The sequence below is a fragment of the Stenotrophomonas sp. B1-1 genome (assembly GCF_010894375.1).
GTDB lineage: Bacteria > Pseudomonadota > Gammaproteobacteria > Xanthomonadales > Xanthomonadaceae > Stenotrophomonas.
The window spans coordinates 25,133-42,229 of the sequence record NZ_JAAIUZ010000004.1; the positions used below are offsets into that span (position 1 = coordinate 25,133).

28 protein-coding genes are annotated in these 17,097 nt (G+C 63.3%); 27 read left to right on the forward strand and 1 reads right to left on the reverse strand.

Annotation, left to right across the window (positions count from 1 at the left end; translation table 11 throughout):
• Positions 1-7 precede the first annotated feature (7 nt).
• The 27 genes from rplC to G4G00_RS02225 all read left to right on the forward strand — a co-directional run bounded on the left by rplC (position 8) and on the right by G4G00_RS02225 (position 14,720).
• Entirely contained in the window at positions 8-658 is a 651-nt protein-coding gene (gene rplC / locus G4G00_RS02095; protein WP_004145336.1) for a 50S ribosomal protein L3, read from the forward strand.
• 12 nt (positions 659-670) lie between these two features.
• Entirely contained in the window at positions 671-1,276 is a 606-nt protein-coding gene (gene rplD, locus G4G00_RS02100; RefSeq protein WP_102944279.1) for a 50S ribosomal protein L4, read from the forward strand.
• Complete coding sequence (gene rplW / locus G4G00_RS02105; protein ID WP_049470489.1) at positions 1,273-1,572, forward strand: 50S ribosomal protein L23; 300 nt, start codon at positions 1,273-1,275, stop codon at positions 1,570-1,572. Before rplD ends, rplW begins: the two co-directional genes overlap by 4 nt.
• A gap of 10 nt (positions 1,573-1,582) precedes the next feature.
• Positions 1,583-2,410, forward strand: coding sequence for a 50S ribosomal protein L2 (gene rplB, locus G4G00_RS02110; protein ID WP_108748657.1), 828 nt, complete (start codon positions 1,583-1,585; stop codon positions 2,408-2,410).
• Between the two features lie 6 nt (positions 2,411-2,416).
• Complete coding sequence (gene rpsS / locus G4G00_RS02115) at positions 2,417-2,686, forward strand: 30S ribosomal protein S19 (protein WP_005415413.1); 270 nt, start codon at positions 2,417-2,419, stop codon at positions 2,684-2,686.
• 12 nt (positions 2,687-2,698) lie between these two features.
• Complete coding sequence (gene rplV / locus G4G00_RS02120) at positions 2,699-3,034, forward strand: 50S ribosomal protein L22 (RefSeq protein ID WP_080375339.1); 336 nt, start codon at positions 2,699-2,701, stop codon at positions 3,032-3,034.
• 18 nt (positions 3,035-3,052) lie between these two features.
• Complete coding sequence (rpsC, locus tag G4G00_RS02125; RefSeq protein ID WP_005415414.1) at positions 3,053-3,787, forward strand: 30S ribosomal protein S3; 735 nt, start codon at positions 3,053-3,055, stop codon at positions 3,785-3,787.
• Positions 3,788-3,792: 5 nt separating this feature from the next.
• Positions 3,793-4,206 carry a 50S ribosomal protein L16 gene (rplP, locus tag G4G00_RS02130; protein WP_025879305.1) on the forward strand — a complete coding sequence of 138 codons (414 nt, stop codon included), beginning with the start codon at positions 3,793-3,795 and terminating at the stop codon, positions 4,204-4,206.
• Entirely contained in the window at positions 4,206-4,391 is a 186-nt protein-coding gene (rpmC, locus tag G4G00_RS02135; RefSeq protein ID WP_004154487.1) for a 50S ribosomal protein L29, read from the forward strand. The genes rplP and rpmC overlap by 1 nt, the downstream gene beginning before the upstream one ends.
• 11 nt (positions 4,392-4,402) lie before the next feature.
• Entirely contained in the window at positions 4,403-4,672 is a 270-nt protein-coding gene (gene rpsQ / locus G4G00_RS02140; protein ID WP_004145355.1) for a 30S ribosomal protein S17, read from the forward strand.
• 12 nt (positions 4,673-4,684) lie between these two features.
• Positions 4,685-5,053 carry a 50S ribosomal protein L14 gene (gene rplN, locus G4G00_RS02145; RefSeq protein ID WP_010483978.1) on the forward strand — a complete coding sequence of 123 codons (369 nt, stop codon included), beginning with the start codon at positions 4,685-4,687 and terminating at the stop codon, positions 5,051-5,053.
• Between the two features lie 16 nt (positions 5,054-5,069).
• Positions 5,070-5,387, forward strand: a complete 318-nt coding sequence (gene rplX / locus G4G00_RS02150; RefSeq protein WP_108748658.1) for a 50S ribosomal protein L24 — start codon at positions 5,070-5,072, stop codon at positions 5,385-5,387.
• Positions 5,388-5,398: 11 nt separating this feature from the next.
• The gene (gene rplE / locus G4G00_RS02155) at positions 5,399-5,941 is read left to right on the forward strand and encodes a 50S ribosomal protein L5 (RefSeq protein WP_004145361.1); all 543 of its coding nucleotides are present in this window, start codon (positions 5,399-5,401) and stop codon (positions 5,939-5,941) included.
• 18 nt (positions 5,942-5,959) lie between these two features.
• A complete protein-coding gene (gene rpsN / locus G4G00_RS02160; protein WP_108748659.1) occupies positions 5,960-6,265 on the forward strand; it encodes a 30S ribosomal protein S14 in 306 nt (101 codons plus the stop codon).
• 259 nt (positions 6,266-6,524) lie between these two features.
• On the forward strand, positions 6,525-6,923 hold the full coding sequence (rpsH, locus tag G4G00_RS02165; RefSeq protein WP_005408210.1) for a 30S ribosomal protein S8: 399 nt from the start codon (positions 6,525-6,527) through the stop codon (positions 6,921-6,923).
• Between the two features lie 18 nt (positions 6,924-6,941).
• Positions 6,942-7,466, forward strand: a complete 525-nt coding sequence (gene rplF / locus G4G00_RS02170) for a 50S ribosomal protein L6 (RefSeq protein WP_108752275.1) — start codon at positions 6,942-6,944, stop codon at positions 7,464-7,466.
• A 56-nt stretch (positions 7,467-7,522) separates the two neighbouring features.
• Complete coding sequence (gene rplR, locus G4G00_RS02175) at positions 7,523-7,876, forward strand: 50S ribosomal protein L18 (protein ID WP_093817438.1); 354 nt, start codon at positions 7,523-7,525, stop codon at positions 7,874-7,876.
• A 160-nt stretch (positions 7,877-8,036) separates the two neighbouring features.
• Entirely contained in the window at positions 8,037-8,579 is a 543-nt protein-coding gene (rpsE, locus tag G4G00_RS02180) for a 30S ribosomal protein S5 (protein ID WP_053448882.1), read from the forward strand.
• A complete protein-coding gene (gene rpmD, locus G4G00_RS02185) occupies positions 8,572-8,763 on the forward strand; it encodes a 50S ribosomal protein L30 (RefSeq protein WP_004145412.1) in 192 nt (63 codons plus the stop codon). Before rpsE ends, rpmD begins: the two co-directional genes overlap by 8 nt.
• Positions 8,764-8,769: 6 nt before the next feature.
• Positions 8,770-9,213 carry a 50S ribosomal protein L15 gene (gene rplO / locus G4G00_RS02190; protein ID WP_004154498.1) on the forward strand — a complete coding sequence of 148 codons (444 nt, stop codon included), beginning with the start codon at positions 8,770-8,772 and terminating at the stop codon, positions 9,211-9,213.
• Between the two features lie 7 nt (positions 9,214-9,220).
• Complete coding sequence (secY, locus tag G4G00_RS02195) at positions 9,221-10,588, forward strand: preprotein translocase subunit SecY (protein WP_108752276.1); 1,368 nt, start codon at positions 9,221-9,223, stop codon at positions 10,586-10,588.
• Between the two features lie 346 nt (positions 10,589-10,934).
• The gene (gene rpsM, locus G4G00_RS02200; RefSeq protein ID WP_004145437.1) at positions 10,935-11,291 is read left to right on the forward strand and encodes a 30S ribosomal protein S13; all 357 of its coding nucleotides are present in this window, start codon (positions 10,935-10,937) and stop codon (positions 11,289-11,291) included.
• Between the two features lie 11 nt (positions 11,292-11,302).
• Positions 11,303-11,692, forward strand: a complete 390-nt coding sequence (rpsK, locus tag G4G00_RS02205) for a 30S ribosomal protein S11 (RefSeq protein ID WP_042614211.1) — start codon at positions 11,303-11,305, stop codon at positions 11,690-11,692.
• A 15-nt stretch (positions 11,693-11,707) separates the two neighbouring features.
• Positions 11,708-12,337 (forward strand): 30S ribosomal protein S4, encoded by a 630-nt coding sequence (gene rpsD / locus G4G00_RS02210; protein ID WP_004145446.1) that lies wholly within the window; start codon positions 11,708-11,710, stop codon positions 12,335-12,337.
• A gap of 55 nt (positions 12,338-12,392) precedes the next feature.
• Positions 12,393-13,391, forward strand: coding sequence for a DNA-directed RNA polymerase subunit alpha (rpoA, locus tag G4G00_RS02215; RefSeq protein ID WP_010483975.1), 999 nt, complete (start codon positions 12,393-12,395; stop codon positions 13,389-13,391).
• A gap of 199 nt (positions 13,392-13,590) precedes the next feature.
• Positions 13,591-13,974 (forward strand): 50S ribosomal protein L17, encoded by a 384-nt coding sequence (rplQ, locus tag G4G00_RS02220; protein WP_108748664.1) that lies wholly within the window; start codon positions 13,591-13,593, stop codon positions 13,972-13,974.
• A 239-nt stretch (positions 13,975-14,213) separates the two neighbouring features.
• Positions 14,214-14,720 (forward strand): disulfide bond formation protein B, encoded by a 507-nt coding sequence (locus G4G00_RS02225; RefSeq protein ID WP_108752277.1) that lies wholly within the window; start codon positions 14,214-14,216, stop codon positions 14,718-14,720.
• 128 nt (positions 14,721-14,848) lie between these two features.
• Here the strand turns inward: G4G00_RS02225 and G4G00_RS02230 are convergent, their stop codons facing one another.
• Entirely contained in the window at positions 14,849-16,975 is a 2,127-nt protein-coding gene (locus tag G4G00_RS02230) for a TonB-dependent receptor (RefSeq protein WP_164270963.1), read from the reverse strand.
• Positions 16,976-17,097 lie beyond the last annotated feature (122 nt).

The window sequence follows — 17,097 nt, forward strand, 5'->3', positions numbered from 1 at the left end:
TACGACCATGACGAAGAAGTATTCGTTGGGCTTCGTGGGCCGCAAGGCTGGCATGAGCCGCGTGTTCACTGAAGATGGCCGCTCCATCCCGGTGACCCTGATCGAAGCAACCCCCAACCGCATCGCGCAGATCAAGACCGTCGAAACCGACGGCTACAGCGCCGTGCAGGTGACCGTCGGCGCGCGTCGCGCTGCCCTGGTCAACAAGCCGGAAGCCGGCCACTTCGCCAAGGCGAAGGTGGAAGCGGGTCGTGGCCTGTGGGAATTCCGCGTTGAAGACGCGCAGCTCGGCGATTTCGCCGTTGGCGGCGAAGTCAAGGCGGACATCTTCGAAGTCGGCCAGATCGTCGACGTCCAGGGTGTCACCAAGGGTAAGGGTTTCCAGGGCACCATCAAGCGCCACAACTTCCGTATGGGCGATGCAACCCACGGTAACTCGCTGTCGCATCGCGCGCCGGGTTCGCTGGGTCAGCGCCAGACCCCGGGTCGCGTTTTCCCGGGCAAGAAGATGTCGGGCCACATGGGCGCGGTGCAGCAGAGCACCCAGAACCTGGAAGTGGTCAAGGTCGACGTCGAGCGCGGTCTGATCGCAGTTCGCGGCGCCGTTCCGGGCGCGGCGGGTGGCGACGTGATCGTCCGTCCGGCGAGCAAGGCATAAGGAGAGATGACGATGGAACTCGTTATCACGGGTAGCAACAACAAGGTCTCGGTCTCCGACGCCGTGTTCGGTCGCGATTTCAGCGAAGATCTGGTCCACCAGGTCGTCGTTGCTTACCGCAACGCCGGTCGCGCCGGCACCAAGGCACAGAAGACTCGCTCCGAAGTGGCTGGTACCACCAAGAAGTCGAAGAAGCAGAAGGGCGGCGGCGCGCGTCATGGCGCACTGACGGCTCCGATCTTCGTCGGCGGCGGTGTCACCTTCGCGGCCAAGCCGCGCAGCTTCGAGCAGAAGGTCAATCGTAAGCAGTACCGTGCCGCCATGTGCGCGATCCTGTCCGAGCTGAACCGTCAGGGCCGTCTGACCATCGTGGAGTCCTTCGACGTCGAAGCGACCAGCACGAAGGGTCTGATCGCCAAGCTGGCCGGCCTGGAAGTGGGCAAGCGCCCGCTGATCGTCACCGAGGAAGCCTCCGAGCACCTGTACCTGTCGGCCCGCAACGTTCCCTACGTGGAAGTGCGTGACGTGCAGGGTCTGGACCCGGTGTCCCTGGTTGGTGCCGACACGGTCGTCATCACCGCTGACGCGGTCAAGAAGGTCGAGGAGTGGCTGGCATGAACAGCAACGAAAAAATCTTCAGCGTGCTGCGTGCCCCGCGTGTCTCCGAAAAGACCGCGCGCCTGCAGGAACTCTCCAACCAGTATGTCTTCGAAATTTCGAACGAAGCCACCAAGGCCGATGTAAAGGCCGCGGTTGAGCAGCTGTTCGACGTCAAGGTCGAAGCCGTCAACGTGGTCAACGTCAAGGGCAAGAACAAGTCCTTCCGTAACCGTGCTGGCCGCCGCGGCGATTGGCGCAAGGCGTACGTTCGCCTGGCCGACGGCCAGTCGATCGATGTAACGGCCAAGGCCTGAGGTACATCCCATGCCATTGATGAAATTCAAGCCCACTTCTCCCGGCCGCCGTTCGGCCGTGCGCGTGGTTACTCCCGACCTGCACAAGGGTGCTCCGCACGCCGCACTGGTCGAGTCGCAGAGCCGCTCGGGTGGTCGTAACCACCACGGCCGCATCACCGTGCGTCACGTCGGTGGTGGCCACAAGCAGCACTACCGCATCATCGACTTCAAGCGCAACAAGCTGGGCATCCCGGCGCGCGTGGAACGCATCGAATACGATCCGAACCGCACCGCCCACATCGCCCTGCTGTGCTACGTCGACGGTGAGCGCCGCTACATCATCGCCCCGAAGGGCCTGAAGGCTGGTGATCAGGTGATCGCTGGTTCGGACGCCCCGATCAAGGCTGGCAACACCCTGCCGCTGCGCAACATCCCGGTCGGTACCACCATCCACTGCATCGAACTGAAGCCCGGCAAGGGCGCTCAGATCGCCCGCGCCGCTGGTGCGGCCGTGCAGCTGGTTGCCCGCGAAGGCATCTACGCCACCCTGCGCCTGCGCTCGGGTGAAATGCGTAAGGTTCCGGTCGAGTGCTGCGCCACCATCGGTGAAGTCGGCAACGACGAGCACAGCCTGGAAAAGCTGGGCAAGGCCGGTGCCAAGCGTTGGCGCGGCGTCCGCCCGACCGTTCGTGGTGCTGCCATGAACCCGGTTGACCACCCGCACGGTGGTGGTGAGGCGAAGGCCGGCCAGGGTAACCCGCACCCGGTCACCCCGTGGGGTGTTCCGACCAAGGGTTACAAGACGCGCCATAACAAGCGCACTCAGCAGTTCATCGTCCGCGATCGTAGGGGCTAATCGACCATGGCACGTTCACTCAAGAAGGGCCCGTTCGTCGATCACCACCTCGTCAAGAAGGTGGAGGCCGCTGCGGGCAGCAAGAAGCCGATCAAGACCTGGTCGCGCCGTTCGATGATCCTGCCTGACATGGTAGGCATCACCATTGCCGTGCATAACGGCAAGAACCACATCCCGGTTCTCGTCAACGAGAACATGGTCGGCCACAAGCTCGGCGAATTTGCCATCACCCGGACCTTCAAGGGTCACGGTGGTGACAAGAAGTCGGGCAAGTAAGGAGAGATGACAATGGAAGCGAAAGCCATCCTGCGCACTGCGCGCATCTCCCCGCAGAAGGCTCGTCTGGTCGCTGACCAGGTGCGCGGTCTGCCGGCCGAGCGTGCGGTCAACCTGCTGAAGTTCTCGGACAAGAAGGCTGCCCACCTGATCAAGAAGGTGGTGGAGTCGGCTATTGCAAACGCCGAGAACAACCAGGGCGCCGACGTCGACGAGCTGAAGGTTCAGACCATCATGGTTGATGAAGGTCCGACCCTGAAGCGTTTCATGGCGCGGGCGAAAGGCCGCGGTACCCGCATCCTCAAGCGCACCAGCCACATCACTGTGGTTGTGGGCGCCGGCAAGTAAGCGGATAAGGAAAAGACCATGGGTCATAAAGTTCATCCGATTGGTATCCGCCTGGGTATTTCCAAGGACTGGAACTCCAAGTGGTACGCCAACAAGGCCGAGTTCGCTGGTTACCTGGCAGCCGACCTGAAAGTGCGCGACATGCTGCGCAAGAAGCTGGCTCAGGCCGGCATCAGCAAGATCCTGATCGAGCGTCCGGCCAAGACCGCTCGCGTGACGATCCACACCGCCCGTCCGGGCGTGGTGATCGGCAAGCGCGGTGAGGACATCGAGAAGCTGCGCAAGGAAGTGAGCGAGATGATGGGCGTCCCGGCGCACATCAACGTCACCGAAGTGCGCAAGCCGGAACTGGACGCGCAGCTCGTTGCCGAGTCGATCGCCCAGCAGCTGGAGCGTCGCATCATGTTCCGCCGCGCAATGAAGCGCTCGGTCGGCAACGCGATGCGCCTGGGTGCCCTGGGCATCAAGGTCAACGTCGGTGGCCGCCTCAACGGTGCAGAAATCGCCCGTTCGGAGTGGTACCGCGAAGGCCGCGTGCCGCTGCACACCCTGCGTGCCGACATCGACTATGGCTTCGCTGAAGCCAAGACGACCTACGGCATCATCGGCATCAAGGTCTGGATCTACAAGGGCGAAGTCTTCGATTTCTCCCAGGTTGGCCAGGAAAAGCAGGACGACACCCCGTCGCGCAACGATCGTCACGATCGCGGCGACCGCGGTGACCGTCAGCGCCCGGCTCGTGAAGCGAGGTAACGACAATGTTGCAACCCAAGCGAACCAAGTACCGCAAGGTACACAAGGGCCGTAACGAAGGCCTGAGCTGGAGCGCCAACGCTGTCAGCTTCGGCGAGTACGGTCTGAAAGCAACCGCCCACGGTCAGCTGACCGCGCGCCAGATCGAAGCGGCCCGCCGCTCGATCAGCCGCTACGTCAAGCGCGGCGGCAAGATGTGGATCCGTGTGTTCCCCGACAAGCCCATCACCAAGAAGCCCATCGAAGTTCGAATGGGTTCGGGTAAGGGTAACGTGGAATACTGGGTGGCCCAGATCCAGCCCGGCCGCATGATCTATGAAATCGAGGGTGTTACCGAAGAAGTGGCACGCGAGGCATTCCGCCTGGCCGCCGCCAAGCTCTCGGTCACCACCACTTTCGTGACCCGGACGGTGCGCTGATGGATATCAAAACTCTCCGTGAAAAGTCGGCTGACGAACTCAAGGCCCACCTGATCGACCTGCGTAAGGAACAGTTCTCTGTCCGTATGCAGCAGGTCACCGGCCAGCTGCCGAAGACCCACGACATCCGCCGGGTCCGTCGCGAGATTGCTCGCGTCAAGACCCTGCTCGGCAGCACGAAGTAAGGATGGCCGCTATGAGCGACAATACTGAAAACAAGGCGCTGCGCACGGTCGAAGGCCGTGTCGTCAGCAACAAGATGGACAAGACGGTTACCGTCCTGGTTGAGCGTCAGGTCAAGCACGCGCTGTACGGCAAGTACATCAAGCGCTCGACGAAGCTGCACGCCCACGATGCCGACAACGCCTGCAAGGAAGGCGATGTCGTCCGCGTGACCGAGATTGCTCCGATGTCCAAGACCAAGAACTGGCGCGTGGTGGAAGTCATCACGCGTGCGGCTGAATAAGGAGTCTGAATCATGATCCAGATGCAGAGCTACCTTGACGTCGCGGACAATTCGGGTGCCAAGCAGGTGATGTGCTTCAAGGTGCTGGGTGGTTCCAAGCGCCGTTACGCCGGTATCGGCGACATCATCAAGGTCACCGTGAAGGATGCGATTCCGCGCGGCAAGGTCAAGAAGGGTGAAGTGTATGACGCCGTCGTGGTGCGTACCCGCAAGGGTGTGCGTCGCGCCGACGGCTCGCTGATCCGCTTCGACGGCAACGCTGCCGTTCTGCTGAACAACAAGCAGGAGCCGATCGGTACCCGTATCTTCGGGCCGGTGACCCGTGAACTTCGTTCGGAGAAGTTCATGAAGATCGTCTCGCTCGCTCCCGAAGTGCTGTGAGCGACAGGAGATAATCATGGCTAACCGTATCAAGAAGGGCGACCAGGTTGTCGTCAATGCCGGCAAGGACAAGGGCGAGCGTGGCGAAGTGCTTCGCGTCGACGGCGACCGCGTGGTCGTTGCCAACGTGAACATCGTCAAGCGCCACACCAAGCCGAATCCGCAGGCAGGCGTTGCCGGCGGCGTGGTCGAGCGTGAAGCGTCGATCCATATCTCCAACGTGAATGTGCTGAACCCGGCTTCGGGCAAGGGCGAACGCGTTGGCTTCAAGGTGCTGGAGGATGGACGCAAACTGCGTGTGTTCCGCTCCAGCGGTGAGGCGCTCGACGCCTGAGGAATGTGAAGATGACTTCCCGTCTCGAAAAGTTTTACAAGGAAGAAGTGGTGCCGGCGCTGATGAAGCAGTTCGGCTACACCAATCCGATGGAAGTGCCGAAGCTGGTCAAGGTCACCCTGAACATGGGTGTCGGCGAAGCGGCCACCAACAAGAAGATCCTGGAAAACGCCGTCGGCGACATGACCAAGATTTCCGGCCAGAAGCCGGTTGTCACCAAGTCGCGTATCTCGGTTGCGTCGTTCAAGATCCGTGATGGTTGGCCGATTGGCTGCAAGACCACGCTGCGTCGCCACAAGATGTACGAGTTCCTGGACCGCCTGATCAACATCTCGCTGCCGCGCGTGCGCGACTTCCGTGGTGTTTCCGGTCGTTCCTTCGACGGTCGCGGCAACTTCAACATGGGTGTGAAGGAACAGATCATCTTCCCGGAAATCGACTTCGACGCTGTCGACGCGATCCGCGGCATGGATATCGCCATCACCACCACTGCGAAGACCGACGCGGAAGCGAAGGCGCTGCTGGCAGCGTTCAAGTTCCCGTTCCGTAACTGATTCGTCGAGGATACCGAAATGGCAAAGACCTCCATGGTCAACCGCGACATCAAGCGGGAAAAGCTGGCCAAGAAGTACGCCGACAAGCGTGCCGCTCTGAAGAAGATCGTCTCCTCGCTGGAGTCGAGCTACGAAGAGAAGATCGAAGCCGCAACCAAGCTGGCCAAGCTGCCGCGCGATTCGTCGCCGAGCCGCCAGCGCAACCGTTGCGAGCTGTCGGGCCGTCCGCGTGGCGTCTACAGCAAGTTCGGCCTGGGCCGCAACAAGCTGCGTGAAGCCACCATGCGCGGCGACGTGCCGGGCCTGCGCAAGGCCAGCTGGTAATCCCAGCCGGTCCTGCGATCAGGAACCCCTCCGGGGGTTCCTGAACAGGTCAGGGCAGGCATTCAGGCTTGCCCAAGCAAAAAAACCCGAAGAGCCCGGCGCAAGTCGGGCTCTTTTGGCGTATACTCCCGCGTCTTGCCCTGCGCGAGCGGGGTTGTAGGGGTAGGCCATTGGCCTGCCGCAAGAAGGGACCTGGCCCGTTTCCAGGAGACAACAGATTTTCGCGAAAGCGGATATCGGTGCACTCAAAGGTACTCATATGAGCATGACTGATCCCATCGCCGACCTGCTGGTCCGCATCAAGAATGCGGCCGCGGTTGGCAAGCAGACGGTGAAAGCCCCGTCGTCCAAGATCAAGGTTGCGATCGCCCAGGTCCTGAAGGACGAGGGTTACATCACCGACCTGCGCGTGACCCAGCTGGAAAACAACAAGTCCGAGCTGGAAATCGTGCTGAAGTATTTCGAAGGCAAGCCGGTCATTGCGACCCTGAAGCGCTTCTCGCGTTCGGGCCTGCGCCAGTACCGTGGCAAGAGCGAACTGCCGAAGGTCATGAACGGCCTGGGTATCTCCATCATTTCCACCTCCAAGGGCATCATGACTGATGCGCAGGCGCGCCAGCTGGGCGTCGGCGGCGAAGTCCTGTGCTTCGTGGCCTAAGGCGAGAGGAGTAAGAATATGTCCCGCGTAGCCAAGAAGCCCGTCGACCTGGGTAAGGTTGAACTGAACGTCCAGTCCGAATCCGTCACCGTCAAGGGCCCGAAGGGCACCCTGTCGCTGCCGAAGCCGGCCGGCATTGCCATCAACGTCGAGAACGGCGTTGCCACCCTGAGCACCGAGAATGCGGATCTGATCCCGCTGACCGGTACCGTCCGCGCCATCCTGTCCAACATGGTCAAGGGTGTTTCCGAAGGCTTCGAGCGCAAGCTGGAGCTGGTCGGCGTGGGTTACCGTGCTGCCATGCAGGGCAAGGACCTGAGCCTGTCGCTCGGTTTCTCGCACCCGGTGGTGTTCGTTGCTCCGGAAGGCATCACCATCTCCACCCCGACCCAGACCGAGATCCTGGTCCAGGGTGCCGACAAGCAGGTCGTTGGTGAAGTTGCCGCCAAGATCCGTGCGTTCCGCAAGCCGGAACCGTACAAGGGCAAGGGCGTGAAGTACTCCGACGAAGTCATCATCCGTAAGGAAGCCAAGAAGGCCTAAGCGCGAGTCCCTCACCAGGGAAAAGCCTGACCTTCAGCTTTCAAGGAAAACACATCATGAACAAGAACATCGCCCGCCTGCGTCGCGCCAAGTCGACCCGTGCTCACATCCGCGAGCTGGGTGTGGCCCGTCTGTCGGTGCTGCGCACCGGCCAGCACCTGTACGCACAGGTCTTCACCGCCGACGGCTCCAAGGTGCTGGCTGCTGCCAACACCACCCAGGCCGACGTCAAGGACGGCCTGAAGAACGGCAAGAACGCCGACGCCGCTGCCAAGGTTGGCCGCATCGTTGCCGAGCGCGCCAAGGCCGCTGGCATCGAGAAGGTTGCCTTCGATCGTTCGGGTTACCGTTACCACGGCCGCATCAAGGCCCTGGCTGACGCCGCCCGCGAAGCCGGCCTGCAGTTCTAAGAGGTCAGGGCAGGGGACGTTCGTCTCCTGCCCGCCTGCTCGCCAGCCTGAGCGAGGCTGGACGGCGCCGTTCTTCTGCAGCGGCCCACCGGAACAACGCGGTACTCCACAACCATAAGCGGCCCCGAGCCGTACATACCCAAACAACCAAGGAATCAAGATGGCAGAAGAACGTCAGCAGCGGGGTCGCGATCGCGACCGCAACCGCGAAGAGAAAGTCGACGACGGCATGATTGAAAAGCTGGTCGCGGTCAACCGCGTCAGCAAGACCGTCAAGGGCGGTCGCCAGTTCACCTTCACCGCCCTGACCGTGGTCGGCGACGGCGAAGGCAAGGTCGGTTTCGGCTATGGCAAGGCGCGCGAAGTGCCGGTCGCCATCCAGAAGTCGATGGAACAGGCTCGCAAGAACCTGGTCAGCGTTGACCTGAACAACGGCACCCTGTGGCACACCATCAAGGATGGCCACGGCGCTGCACGCGTGTTCATGCAGCCGGCTTCGGAAGGTACGGGCGTCATCGCCGGCGGTGCCATGCGCGCCGTGCTGGAAGCGGTGGGCGTGAAGAACGTGCTGGCCAAGGCCACCGGTTCGCGCAACCCGATCAACCTGGTGCGTGCCACCGTGAAGGGCCTGACTGCAGCGCAGTCGCCGGCTCGCATCGCGGCCAAGCGCGGCAAGAAGGTGGAGGAACTCAACCATGGCTAATGAGTCCAACAAGACTGTGAAGGTGCGCCTGGTGCGCGGCCTGCGTGGTGCTCAGTCGCGTCACCGTCTGTCGGTGCGTGCTCTGGGTCTGAACAAGCTCAACGATGTGCGTGAACTGAAGGACAGCCCGCAGGTTCGCGGTCTGATCAACACCGTTCACTACCTCGTCAAGGTTGAGGAGTAATCGATCATGACTCTGCGTCTCAATGAACTGAGCCCGGCACCGGGCGCCCGCACCGAGCGCACCCGCGTCGGTCGCGGTATCGGCTCGGGCCTGGGCAAGACTGCCGGCCGCGGCCACAAGGGTTCGTTCGCCCGTAAGGGTGGCGGCAAGATCAAGGCTGGCTTCGAAGGCGGCCAGACCCCCATGCAGCGTCGTCTGCCGAAGATCGGCTTCCGTTCGCCGATCGCCAAGGACACCGCTGAAGTGCTGCTGTACGCGCTGGACAAGCTGCCGGCCGGCGAGATCGACTTCGCCGCCCTGCGTGCTGCCAAGCTGGTCCCGAGCACTGCCAAGAAGGCCAAGGTCGTCGTCAAGGGCGAAGTGACCAAGGCGTTCACCCTGAAGGGTATTGCTGCCACGGCTGGTGCCAAGGCCGCGATCGAAGCTGCCGGCGGCAGCGTAACGGAGTAAGAAAATCATGGCGCAAGCTGGCATCGGTAACCTCGCGGGCGGAATGGGCAAGTTCACTGAACTTCGCCAACGTTTGCTGTTCGTCGTCGGGGCTTTGATCGTCTATCGCATTGGCTGCTACGTGCCGGTGCCGGGCGTCAATCCCGATGCCATGCTTGCCATGATGCAACAGCAGGGCGGCGGCATCGTGGACATGTTCAACATGTTCTCGGGCGGCGCCCTGCACCGTTTCAGCATCTTCGCGCTGAACGTGATGCCGTACATTTCGGCATCGATCGTGATGCAGCTGGCCGTCCACATCTTCCCCGCGCTGAAGGCGATGCAGAAGGAAGGTGAGTCCGGCCGCCGCAAGATCACCCAGTATTCGCGCATCGGCGCCGTGCTGCTGGCAGTGGTGCAGGGCGGTTCGATCGCCCTGGCCCTGCAGGGCCAGGTCTCGCCGTCGGGCGCTCCGGTCGTCTACGCACCGGGCATGGGCTTCGTGCTCACCGCCGTGATCGCGCTGACCGCCGGCACCATGTTCCTGATGTGGGTCGGTGAGCAGGTGACCGAGCGCGGCATCGGCAACGGTGTGTCGCTGATCATCTTCGCCGGCATCGTCGCCGGCCTGCCGACCGCGGTCATCCATACCTTCGATGCCTATCGCGACGGCAACATCCAGTTCATCCAGCTGCTGCTGATCGCCATCGTGGTGCTGGCCTTCACCTTCTTCGTGGTGTTCGTCGAACGCGGCCAGCGCCGTATCACGGTGAACTACGCACGTCGCCAGGGCGGCCGCAACGCGTACATGAACCAGACCTCGTTCCTGCCGCTGAAGCTGAACATGGCGGGCGTGATCCCGGCCATCTTCGCCTCCAGCCTGCTGGCCTTCCCGGCCACGCTGACCATGTGGGCCGGCCAGGCTGCCAACCAGAGCACCTTTGGCCAGATCCTGCAGAAGGTCGCCAATGCCCTGGGCCCGGGCGAGCCGCTGCACATGATCGTGTTCGCTGCGCTGATCACCGGTTTCGCGTTCTTCTATACCGCGCTGGTGTTCAACTCGCAGGAAACCGCCGACAACCTGAAGAAGTCGGGCGCGCTGATTCCGGGCATCCGTCCGGGCAAGGCCACCGCCGACTATATCGACGGCGTGCTGACCCGCCTGACCGCAGCCGGTTCGGCTTACCTGGTGATCGTCTGCCTGCTGCCGGAACTGATGCGCACGCAGCTGAACGCCTCGTTCTACTTCGGTGGTACTTCGCTGCTGATCGTGGTGGTGGTGGTGATGGACTTCATCGCCCAGGTGCAGGCGCATCTGATGTCGCACCAGTACGAGAGCCTGCTGAAGAAGGCCAACCTGAAGGGCGGCAACCGCGGCGGCTTTGCTCGCGGCTGATCAGCCTGTTATACTTTCGTCTTCCTGACGTGATGGTCCCTCCGCTTCGCGGACTCCGGCCACACAAACGAAGGGCGGCCCCCGCAGCGGTTCCGGGTGGGGGTGTGATGAGGTGGTCCCGCGCAGGAGTAGCGCGGGCGGCCCCGGAGGAAACTCCAGGTCCAACCCCATCCGGCGCCGGAGCCTGGGCACACTCCCCAGGCCGGGTTCATGAAACCAATGGTTTCACGGGCTTCCATGTAAACCGGAACCTTGTTAGTATCGCTAGTTCACTTTTTGATCCATCCTGCCGGATTGGCGCGCCTACGGTGCGCTGTCGGCCATCACTCAGCTGGAGAACCGCGTCATGGCGCGTATTGCAGGCGTCAACCTGCCAGCCCAGAAGCACGTCTGGGTCGGGTTGCAAAGCATTTACGGCATCGGCCGTACCCGTTCGAAGAAGGTCTGCGAAGTCGCAGGCGTTGCTTCGACCACCAAGATCCGCGATCTGTCGGAGCCGGAAATCGAGCGCCTGCGCGCCGAAGTCGGCAAGTACATCGTGGAAGGCGATCTGCGCCGTGAGATCGGTATCGCGATCAAGCGCCTGATGGACCTGGGCTGCTACCGCGGCCTGCGTCACCGTCGTGGCCTCCCGCTGCGTGGCCAGCGCACCCGTACCAACGCCCGCACCCGCAAGGGTCCGCGCAAGGCGATCAGGAAGTAAGGGACTGACAAATGGCTAAGCCCGCTGCTAAGACCAAGAAGAAGATCAAGCGCGTCATCACTGATGGCGTTGCCCACGTCCACGCTTCGTTCAACAACACCATCGTGACCATCACCGACCGCCAGGGCAACGCTCTGTCGTGGGCGACCTCCGGTGGCGCTGGCTTCCGCGGTTCGCGCAAGTCGACCCCGTTCGCAGCCCAGGTGGCTGCCGAAAAGGCCGGTCGTGCTGCGCTGGACTACGGCGTGAAGTCGCTGGAAGTCCGCATCAAGGGCCCGGGTCCGGGCCGTGAGTCGGCCGTGCGTTCGTTGAACAACGTCGGCTACAAGATCACCAACATCATCGACGTGACGCCTATCCCGCACAACGGGTGCCGTCCGCCGAAGAAGCGTCGCGTCTAAAGGGAGCGATAAGAAATGGCTCGTTATATCGGTCCTACCTGTAAGCTCGCCCGTCGCGAAGGCGCCGACCTGTCCCTGAAGAGCCCGGCGCGTGCGCTGGACTCCAAGTGCAAGCTGGAGCAGAAGCCCGGCCAGCACGGCGCCACTGCCCGTAAGGGCAAGCTGTCCGACTACGCCACCCAGCTGCGTGAAAAGCAGAAGGTCAAGCGTATCTACGGCCTGCTGGAGCGTCAGTTCCGCAACTACTACAAGAAGGCCTCGACCAAGAAGGGCAACACCGGCGAGAACCTGCTGCAGCTGCTGGAAACCCGCCTGGACAACGTCGTCTACCGCATGGGCTTCGCCGTGACCCGTCCGGCTGCCCGTCAGCTGGTGTCGCACCGCGGCGTCACCGTGAACGGCAAGTCGGTCAACCTGGCTTCGTACCAGGTCAAGGCTGGCGACGCCATCGCTCTGTCGGAAAAGGCTGCCAAGCAGCTGCGCGTCCAGGAAGCCCTGACCGTCGCCGCCCAGCATGACCTGAGCCCGTCGTGGGTCGAAGTGGATTCCGGTAAGTTCACCGGCATCTTCAAGGCTGTTCCGGATCGTTCGGACCTGCCTGCGGACATCAACGAAGCGCTGATCGTCGAGCTGTATTCGAAGTAATTCACATTGGAGAGCCCCCGGCGACGGCCGGGGGTTCACTAGGAGAACCCGCAACATGACGGTTACCGCCAACCAGGTTCTGCGTCCTCGCGGTCCGCAGATCGAACGCCTTACCGACACCCGTGCAAAGGTCGTTATCGAACCTTTGGAGCGGGGTTACGGGCATACGCTGGGCAACGCCCTGCGTCGCGTGCTGCTGTCGTCCATCCCGGGCTTCGCCATCACGGAAGTCGAAATCGACGGCGTGTTGCATGAGTACACCACGGTCGAAGGTCTGCAGGAGGACGTGCTCGAAGTCCTGCTGAACCTGAAGGACGTGGCCATCCGTATGCACTCCGGCGACAGCGCCACCCTGTCCCTGTCCAAGCAGGGCCCGGGCGTTGTCACCGCTGCCGATATCAAGGTCGACCACAATGTGGAGATCCTGAACGGCGAACATGTGATCTGCCACCTGACCAAGGATACGGCGATCAACATGCGTCTGAAGATCGAACGTGGTTTCGGCTACCAGCCGGCTGCCGCGCGTCGTCGTCCGGACGAAGAAACCCGTGCCATCGGCCGCCTGGTCCTGGATGCCTCGTTCTCGCCGGTCCGCCGTGTCGCCTACGCCGTGGAAGCGGCGCGTGTCGAACAGCGTACCGACCTGGACAAGCTGGTCATCGATATCGAGACCAACGGCACCATCGACGCCGAGGAAGCCGTGCGCACCGCCGCCGACATCCTCAGCGACCAGCTGTCGGTGTTCGGTGACTTCACCCACCGCGACCGCGGTGCGGCCAAGCCGGCCAACAACGGCGTGGATCCGGTGCTGCTGCGCCCGATCGACGACCTGGAACTGACCGTGCGTTCGGCCAACTGCCTGAAGGCGGAAAGCATCTACTACATCGGCGATCTGATCCAGAAGACCGAAGTGGAGCTGCTGAAGACCCCGAACCTGGGCAAGAAGTCGCTCACCGAAATCAAGGAAGTGCTGGCCCAGCGTGGCCTGTCGCTTGGCATGAAGCTGGAAAACTGGCCGCCGGCCGGTGTCGCCAGCCACGGCATGCTGGGCTGATACAGCCCCCTGCTGTACCTGAAGGCTCCACCGTTCGCGGTGGAGCCTTCAACCGGTTTACGAAACACGCCACGACGAACCGAAGGTTCGCGGGCAGGTCGTCCAGGACGGATGACCAGGACCATCCGCAGTCCGTGCAGCAACGCCAGGAAGGCGACATCGATCCACAACGCCTCATCATTAATCAAGGAATTCCACCATGCGTCACCAGAAGTCTGGCCGTAAGTTCAGCCGCACCAGCGCCCACCGCGAAGCAATGTTCAAGAACATGGCTGCCTCGCTGTTCAAGCACGAGCTGATCAAGACCACCCTGCCGAAGGCCAAGGAACTGCGCCGCGTTGCCGAGCCGCTGATCACCCTGGCCAAGGTCGACTCCGTCGCCAACCGCCGTCTGGCCTTCGCCCGTCTGCGCGACAACGAAGCCGTGGGCAACCTGTTCACCATCCTGGGCCCGCGCTACGCGAACCGTCCGGGCGGCTACCTGCGTCTGCTGAAGTGCGGCTTCCGCGCTGGCGACAACGCACCGATGGCCTACGTCGAGCTGGTTGACCGTCCGGCCGTGGCCGAGGCAGTGGCCGAGTAATCGGACCGCTCCAACGCGACACAGCGAAAGCCCGGCGACTGCCGGGCTTTTGCGTTTCCGGGGTCGGATCCCGTGCCGCAGGCACGGGCTCTGACCCCATGATCGCCGCGCAACGGGTGAGAGCCCTTTGCCTGCGCAAAGGGATCTGACCCACACCGTTCCGACAAGCGTGGCCTGCAGCGGTTCGAACGGCGCGCGCTCTCGGTTACGCTTGGCGCCTGATCACTTGAGCGTTGACGATGAATCCACTGCGCTGGCCCTTCCGCGCCCAGTTTTTCCTGGGCTTCCTGATCTGCGCAGGCCTGCTGGGCTTTGCCATCTTCCTGCAGCTGAAGATGGGGCTGGAGCCCTGTCCGCTGTGCATCTTCCAGCGCCTGGCCTTCGCCGCCCTGGGGCTGCTGTTCCTGATTGGCGCCCTGCATGGGCCGTCGAACCGCCCGGGCCGGGCGACCTACGGGATTCTCGCCTTCATCGCCGCCGCTGTCGGGTTCGGCATTGCCGCGCGCCATGTGTACGTGCAGCTGCTGCCGCCGGAAATGGGCGCAACCTGCGGCCCGCCGCTGAGCTTCCTGAGCGAGACCATGGGGCCGCTGGAAGTGTTCCGCACGGTGCTGACCGGCACCGGCAACTGCGGCAACATCGACTGGAGCTTCCTGGGCCTGACCATGCCGATGTGGTCGGGCGTGTGGTTCGCGCTGCTGGCGGTGTGGGCGCTGGTGGTGTCGCTGCGCAAGGTAGTGCGTTGAGAGACAAGCGGGGTCAGATCCCTTTGCGCAGCAAAGGGATCTGACCCCGCACCGTGAATGGGGTCGGGAATGGGGTCAGAGCCCTTTGCTGCGCAAAGGGATCCGACCCCTGTCCGGCTCCTGTCTGCTCAGAAGTCCTGCTGCAGGCTGAGGTAGGCGCCGCGGCGCGGGCCCCACTGTGGGGCAAACACGCCCACGCCATCGCCGTCACGCAGCTGGTAGCTGCGATCCAGCGCATTGATCACCGCCAGCTGCACGTGCAGCGGGTGGCCGCTGTCGGCGTTGAAATCGTGCCCGGCGCTCAGGTTCACCTGCAGGTACGACGGCAGTTCGCCGCCATTGGGCACGGTGTCGGTGTCAGAGCGCAGGCCACTGCCGAATACGTAGTTCGCACCCACCCGGTTGTGCCCGGCAAAGGCGTAGCTCAAGCCGCCGGACGAGGTCAGCCGCTGGTCGTGGTCCAGGTGGATCCAGTGCTGGGCCGCATAGGCCAGCGCGTCTGGATCCAGGTTGTACTGGCCGGTGATGACGTCGGTGCCGAGCGCCTTGCTCAGTGCCGCATTGAAGTAGGCGCTGAACGGCCCGTTGCTGTAGTCGGCGCTGAATTCCAGTCCGCGGATATGGCCACGGCGGTAGTTGAAGGTGGAATAGATGTAGGCCGCGCCGAACTGGCCTTCGTCCTGCAGACGGTCCACCCGGCGGTCGTACGCATCCAGGCCCAGGGTGAGGTGATCGCCGACCTGCTGCGAAACGCCGATGTCGTAGTAATCGCTGCGCTCGGCCAGCGGCGTGGTAGTACCGCCGGCAGGCTGTGCGTTGGTGGTGCCGTCGTACAGGGCGATGTCGGTGCTGCCGATCAGTTCGCTGGCCGGTGGCGTGAAGTAGCGCGAGTAGCCGGCGTGGACGGTGGTGCTGTCGCTGGCGTTCCAGACCACGCCCAGGCGCGGGCTCAACTGGCCTTCGGTATGGCCGAAGGCGGTGTAGCGGTCGCCGCGCAGGCCGTAGTTCACGGTCCAGTCGTCACCGATGCGCCATTCGTCCTGCACGTACAGGGCGGCGGTGCGTGCGGTGAATGCGTTGGCATCGGCAATCTGCAGCGGCGTGGTGCTGGCCTGCTGGCCTTGCGCATCGACCGGGAACACCCAGCTGGCGTTGCTGGCGCGCGCATCTTCGTGGTTGCCGTACAGGCCATAGCGCAGGGTGTGGTTCATCCCCAGCGGGGTGGAGAAATCGGCCTGCACGGTGCTGGCGCGGTTGCTGCGCTGTACCTGCGAGGCGACGCCGCTGAATACCAGGTCGCCGGCGACGTCGGGATTGAAGCCCACATCGCTGTAACGCTGGCCAGCCGAGAGCTGGTAGGCGGTGTCGCCCAGGTTGCCCTGCAGCACCAGCATGCCGAAGCGGGTGGTCTCGCGCTGGGTTTCGTCCAGCTGGCTGGAGTCGAAGGTGGTGGTGTCCAGATAGCCGAACTGCGGTTCCTGGCCGGGGTTGACCGGAATCTGGAAGCGGTTGTTGGCGAAGCCGGCGAACAGGCTCAGGCGCGTGTTGTCGTTGACCAGGTAGGTCAGGTCGGCGAAGGCCTTGCCCTGGTGGGTGTCGTCATGCTGCGGCCGGCGGGCGTTGGTCGGGCTTTCCAGGCCGACCTCGTTCTGGTCGTAGTTGCCGGTCAGGAACCAGCTCCAGCGCCCCTGGCTGCCCCACCACGAGGCGTTGGGGTTCACCTTGCCGTACGAGCCAGTGGTGATGCCGGCGCTGCCGCCATTGCCCAACTCGGCGCCGCTGCGGGTGGTGATGTCGACCACCGCGGCGGTGCGCTCGCCGAACTGGGCCGGCAAGGCGCCGTCCATCAGGCGGATGCTCTTGATCGTGCGCGCATCCAGGGTCTGGCCGAAGCCGGAGATGGATTCGGGCAGCAGTACTCCGTTGATCCGGTACTGCAGGTTGGCGTGGTCGCCGCGCACGTGCACGCCACCGTAGGAGTCCTGGACCACGCCCGGGGCCTGCAGCAGCACCTGGCTGAGCGGCGCTGCGGCGCCCAGCGGCTGTTTCTGGATGTCCTCGGCGGTGATCTGGTACTGGCTGCTGCCGATATCCGGGGAGAGCGCGTTGCGCGCCTGGTCGAGCTGGGCGCTGACGGTGACCACGTCGAGGTCTTTCACGGCCCGGGACGCGCTGTCGGCGGCCAGGGCGACGGTGGGCAGGCTGGCCAGGGCCAGGACGAGGGTGACAGCCGTTGCGAGCGGGGAGGGCTTCATGGTCGGGATGGGGTCGAAGGGAGGGGAGGCCGGTCCATGACGGGAAGTGTTACTTCCTAACAACTGAGTGCGGATCATGCGCCTGCCCGGGGCGCTGTGGGCATGCCGGTTGTGGCGGATCG

What these genes read in the sequence shown, in the direction of transcription:
- rplC (WP_004145336.1), top strand. Translation starts at nt 8, where the DNA reads ATGACGAAGAAGTATTCGTTGGGCTTCGTGGGCCGCAAGGCTGGCATG.
- rplD (WP_102944279.1), top strand. Translation starts at nt 671, where the DNA reads ATGGAACTCGTTATCACGGGTAGCAACAACAAGGTCTCGGTCTCCGAC.
- rplW (WP_049470489.1), top strand. Translation starts at nt 1,273, where the DNA reads ATGAACAGCAACGAAAAAATCTTCAGCGTGCTGCGTGCCCCGCGTGTC.
- rplB (WP_108748657.1), top strand. Translation starts at nt 1,583, where the DNA reads ATGCCATTGATGAAATTCAAGCCCACTTCTCCCGGCCGCCGTTCGGCC.
- rpsS (WP_005415413.1), top strand. Translation starts at nt 2,417, where the DNA reads ATGGCACGTTCACTCAAGAAGGGCCCGTTCGTCGATCACCACCTCGTC.
- rplV (WP_080375339.1), top strand. Translation starts at nt 2,699, where the DNA reads ATGGAAGCGAAAGCCATCCTGCGCACTGCGCGCATCTCCCCGCAGAAG.
- rpsC (WP_005415414.1), top strand. Translation starts at nt 3,053, where the DNA reads ATGGGTCATAAAGTTCATCCGATTGGTATCCGCCTGGGTATTTCCAAG.
- rplP (WP_025879305.1), top strand. Translation starts at nt 3,793, where the DNA reads ATGTTGCAACCCAAGCGAACCAAGTACCGCAAGGTACACAAGGGCCGT.
- rpmC (WP_004154487.1), top strand. Translation starts at nt 4,206, where the DNA reads ATGGATATCAAAACTCTCCGTGAAAAGTCGGCTGACGAACTCAAGGCC.
- rpsQ (WP_004145355.1), top strand. Translation starts at nt 4,403, where the DNA reads ATGAGCGACAATACTGAAAACAAGGCGCTGCGCACGGTCGAAGGCCGT.
- rplN (WP_010483978.1), top strand. Translation starts at nt 4,685, where the DNA reads ATGATCCAGATGCAGAGCTACCTTGACGTCGCGGACAATTCGGGTGCC.
- rplX (WP_108748658.1), top strand. Translation starts at nt 5,070, where the DNA reads ATGGCTAACCGTATCAAGAAGGGCGACCAGGTTGTCGTCAATGCCGGC.
- rplE (WP_004145361.1), top strand. Translation starts at nt 5,399, where the DNA reads ATGACTTCCCGTCTCGAAAAGTTTTACAAGGAAGAAGTGGTGCCGGCG.
- rpsN (WP_108748659.1), top strand. Translation starts at nt 5,960, where the DNA reads ATGGCAAAGACCTCCATGGTCAACCGCGACATCAAGCGGGAAAAGCTG.
- rpsH (WP_005408210.1), top strand. Translation starts at nt 6,525, where the DNA reads ATGAGCATGACTGATCCCATCGCCGACCTGCTGGTCCGCATCAAGAAT.
- rplF (WP_108752275.1), top strand. Translation starts at nt 6,942, where the DNA reads ATGTCCCGCGTAGCCAAGAAGCCCGTCGACCTGGGTAAGGTTGAACTG.
- rplR (WP_093817438.1), top strand. Translation starts at nt 7,523, where the DNA reads ATGAACAAGAACATCGCCCGCCTGCGTCGCGCCAAGTCGACCCGTGCT.
- rpsE (WP_053448882.1), top strand. Translation starts at nt 8,037, where the DNA reads ATGGCAGAAGAACGTCAGCAGCGGGGTCGCGATCGCGACCGCAACCGC.
- rpmD (WP_004145412.1), top strand. Translation starts at nt 8,572, where the DNA reads ATGGCTAATGAGTCCAACAAGACTGTGAAGGTGCGCCTGGTGCGCGGC.
- rplO (WP_004154498.1), top strand. Translation starts at nt 8,770, where the DNA reads ATGACTCTGCGTCTCAATGAACTGAGCCCGGCACCGGGCGCCCGCACC.
- secY (WP_108752276.1), top strand. Translation starts at nt 9,221, where the DNA reads ATGGCGCAAGCTGGCATCGGTAACCTCGCGGGCGGAATGGGCAAGTTC.
- rpsM (WP_004145437.1), top strand. Translation starts at nt 10,935, where the DNA reads ATGGCGCGTATTGCAGGCGTCAACCTGCCAGCCCAGAAGCACGTCTGG.
- rpsK (WP_042614211.1), top strand. Translation starts at nt 11,303, where the DNA reads ATGGCTAAGCCCGCTGCTAAGACCAAGAAGAAGATCAAGCGCGTCATC.
- rpsD (WP_004145446.1), top strand. Translation starts at nt 11,708, where the DNA reads ATGGCTCGTTATATCGGTCCTACCTGTAAGCTCGCCCGTCGCGAAGGC.
- rpoA (WP_010483975.1), top strand. Translation starts at nt 12,393, where the DNA reads ATGACGGTTACCGCCAACCAGGTTCTGCGTCCTCGCGGTCCGCAGATC.
- rplQ (WP_108748664.1), top strand. Translation starts at nt 13,591, where the DNA reads ATGCGTCACCAGAAGTCTGGCCGTAAGTTCAGCCGCACCAGCGCCCAC.
- G4G00_RS02225 (WP_108752277.1), top strand. Translation starts at nt 14,214, where the DNA reads ATGAATCCACTGCGCTGGCCCTTCCGCGCCCAGTTTTTCCTGGGCTTC.
- G4G00_RS02230 (WP_164270963.1), bottom strand. Translation starts at nt 16,975, where the DNA reads ATGAAGCCCTCCCCGCTCGCAACGGCTGTCACCCTCGTCCTGGCCCTG.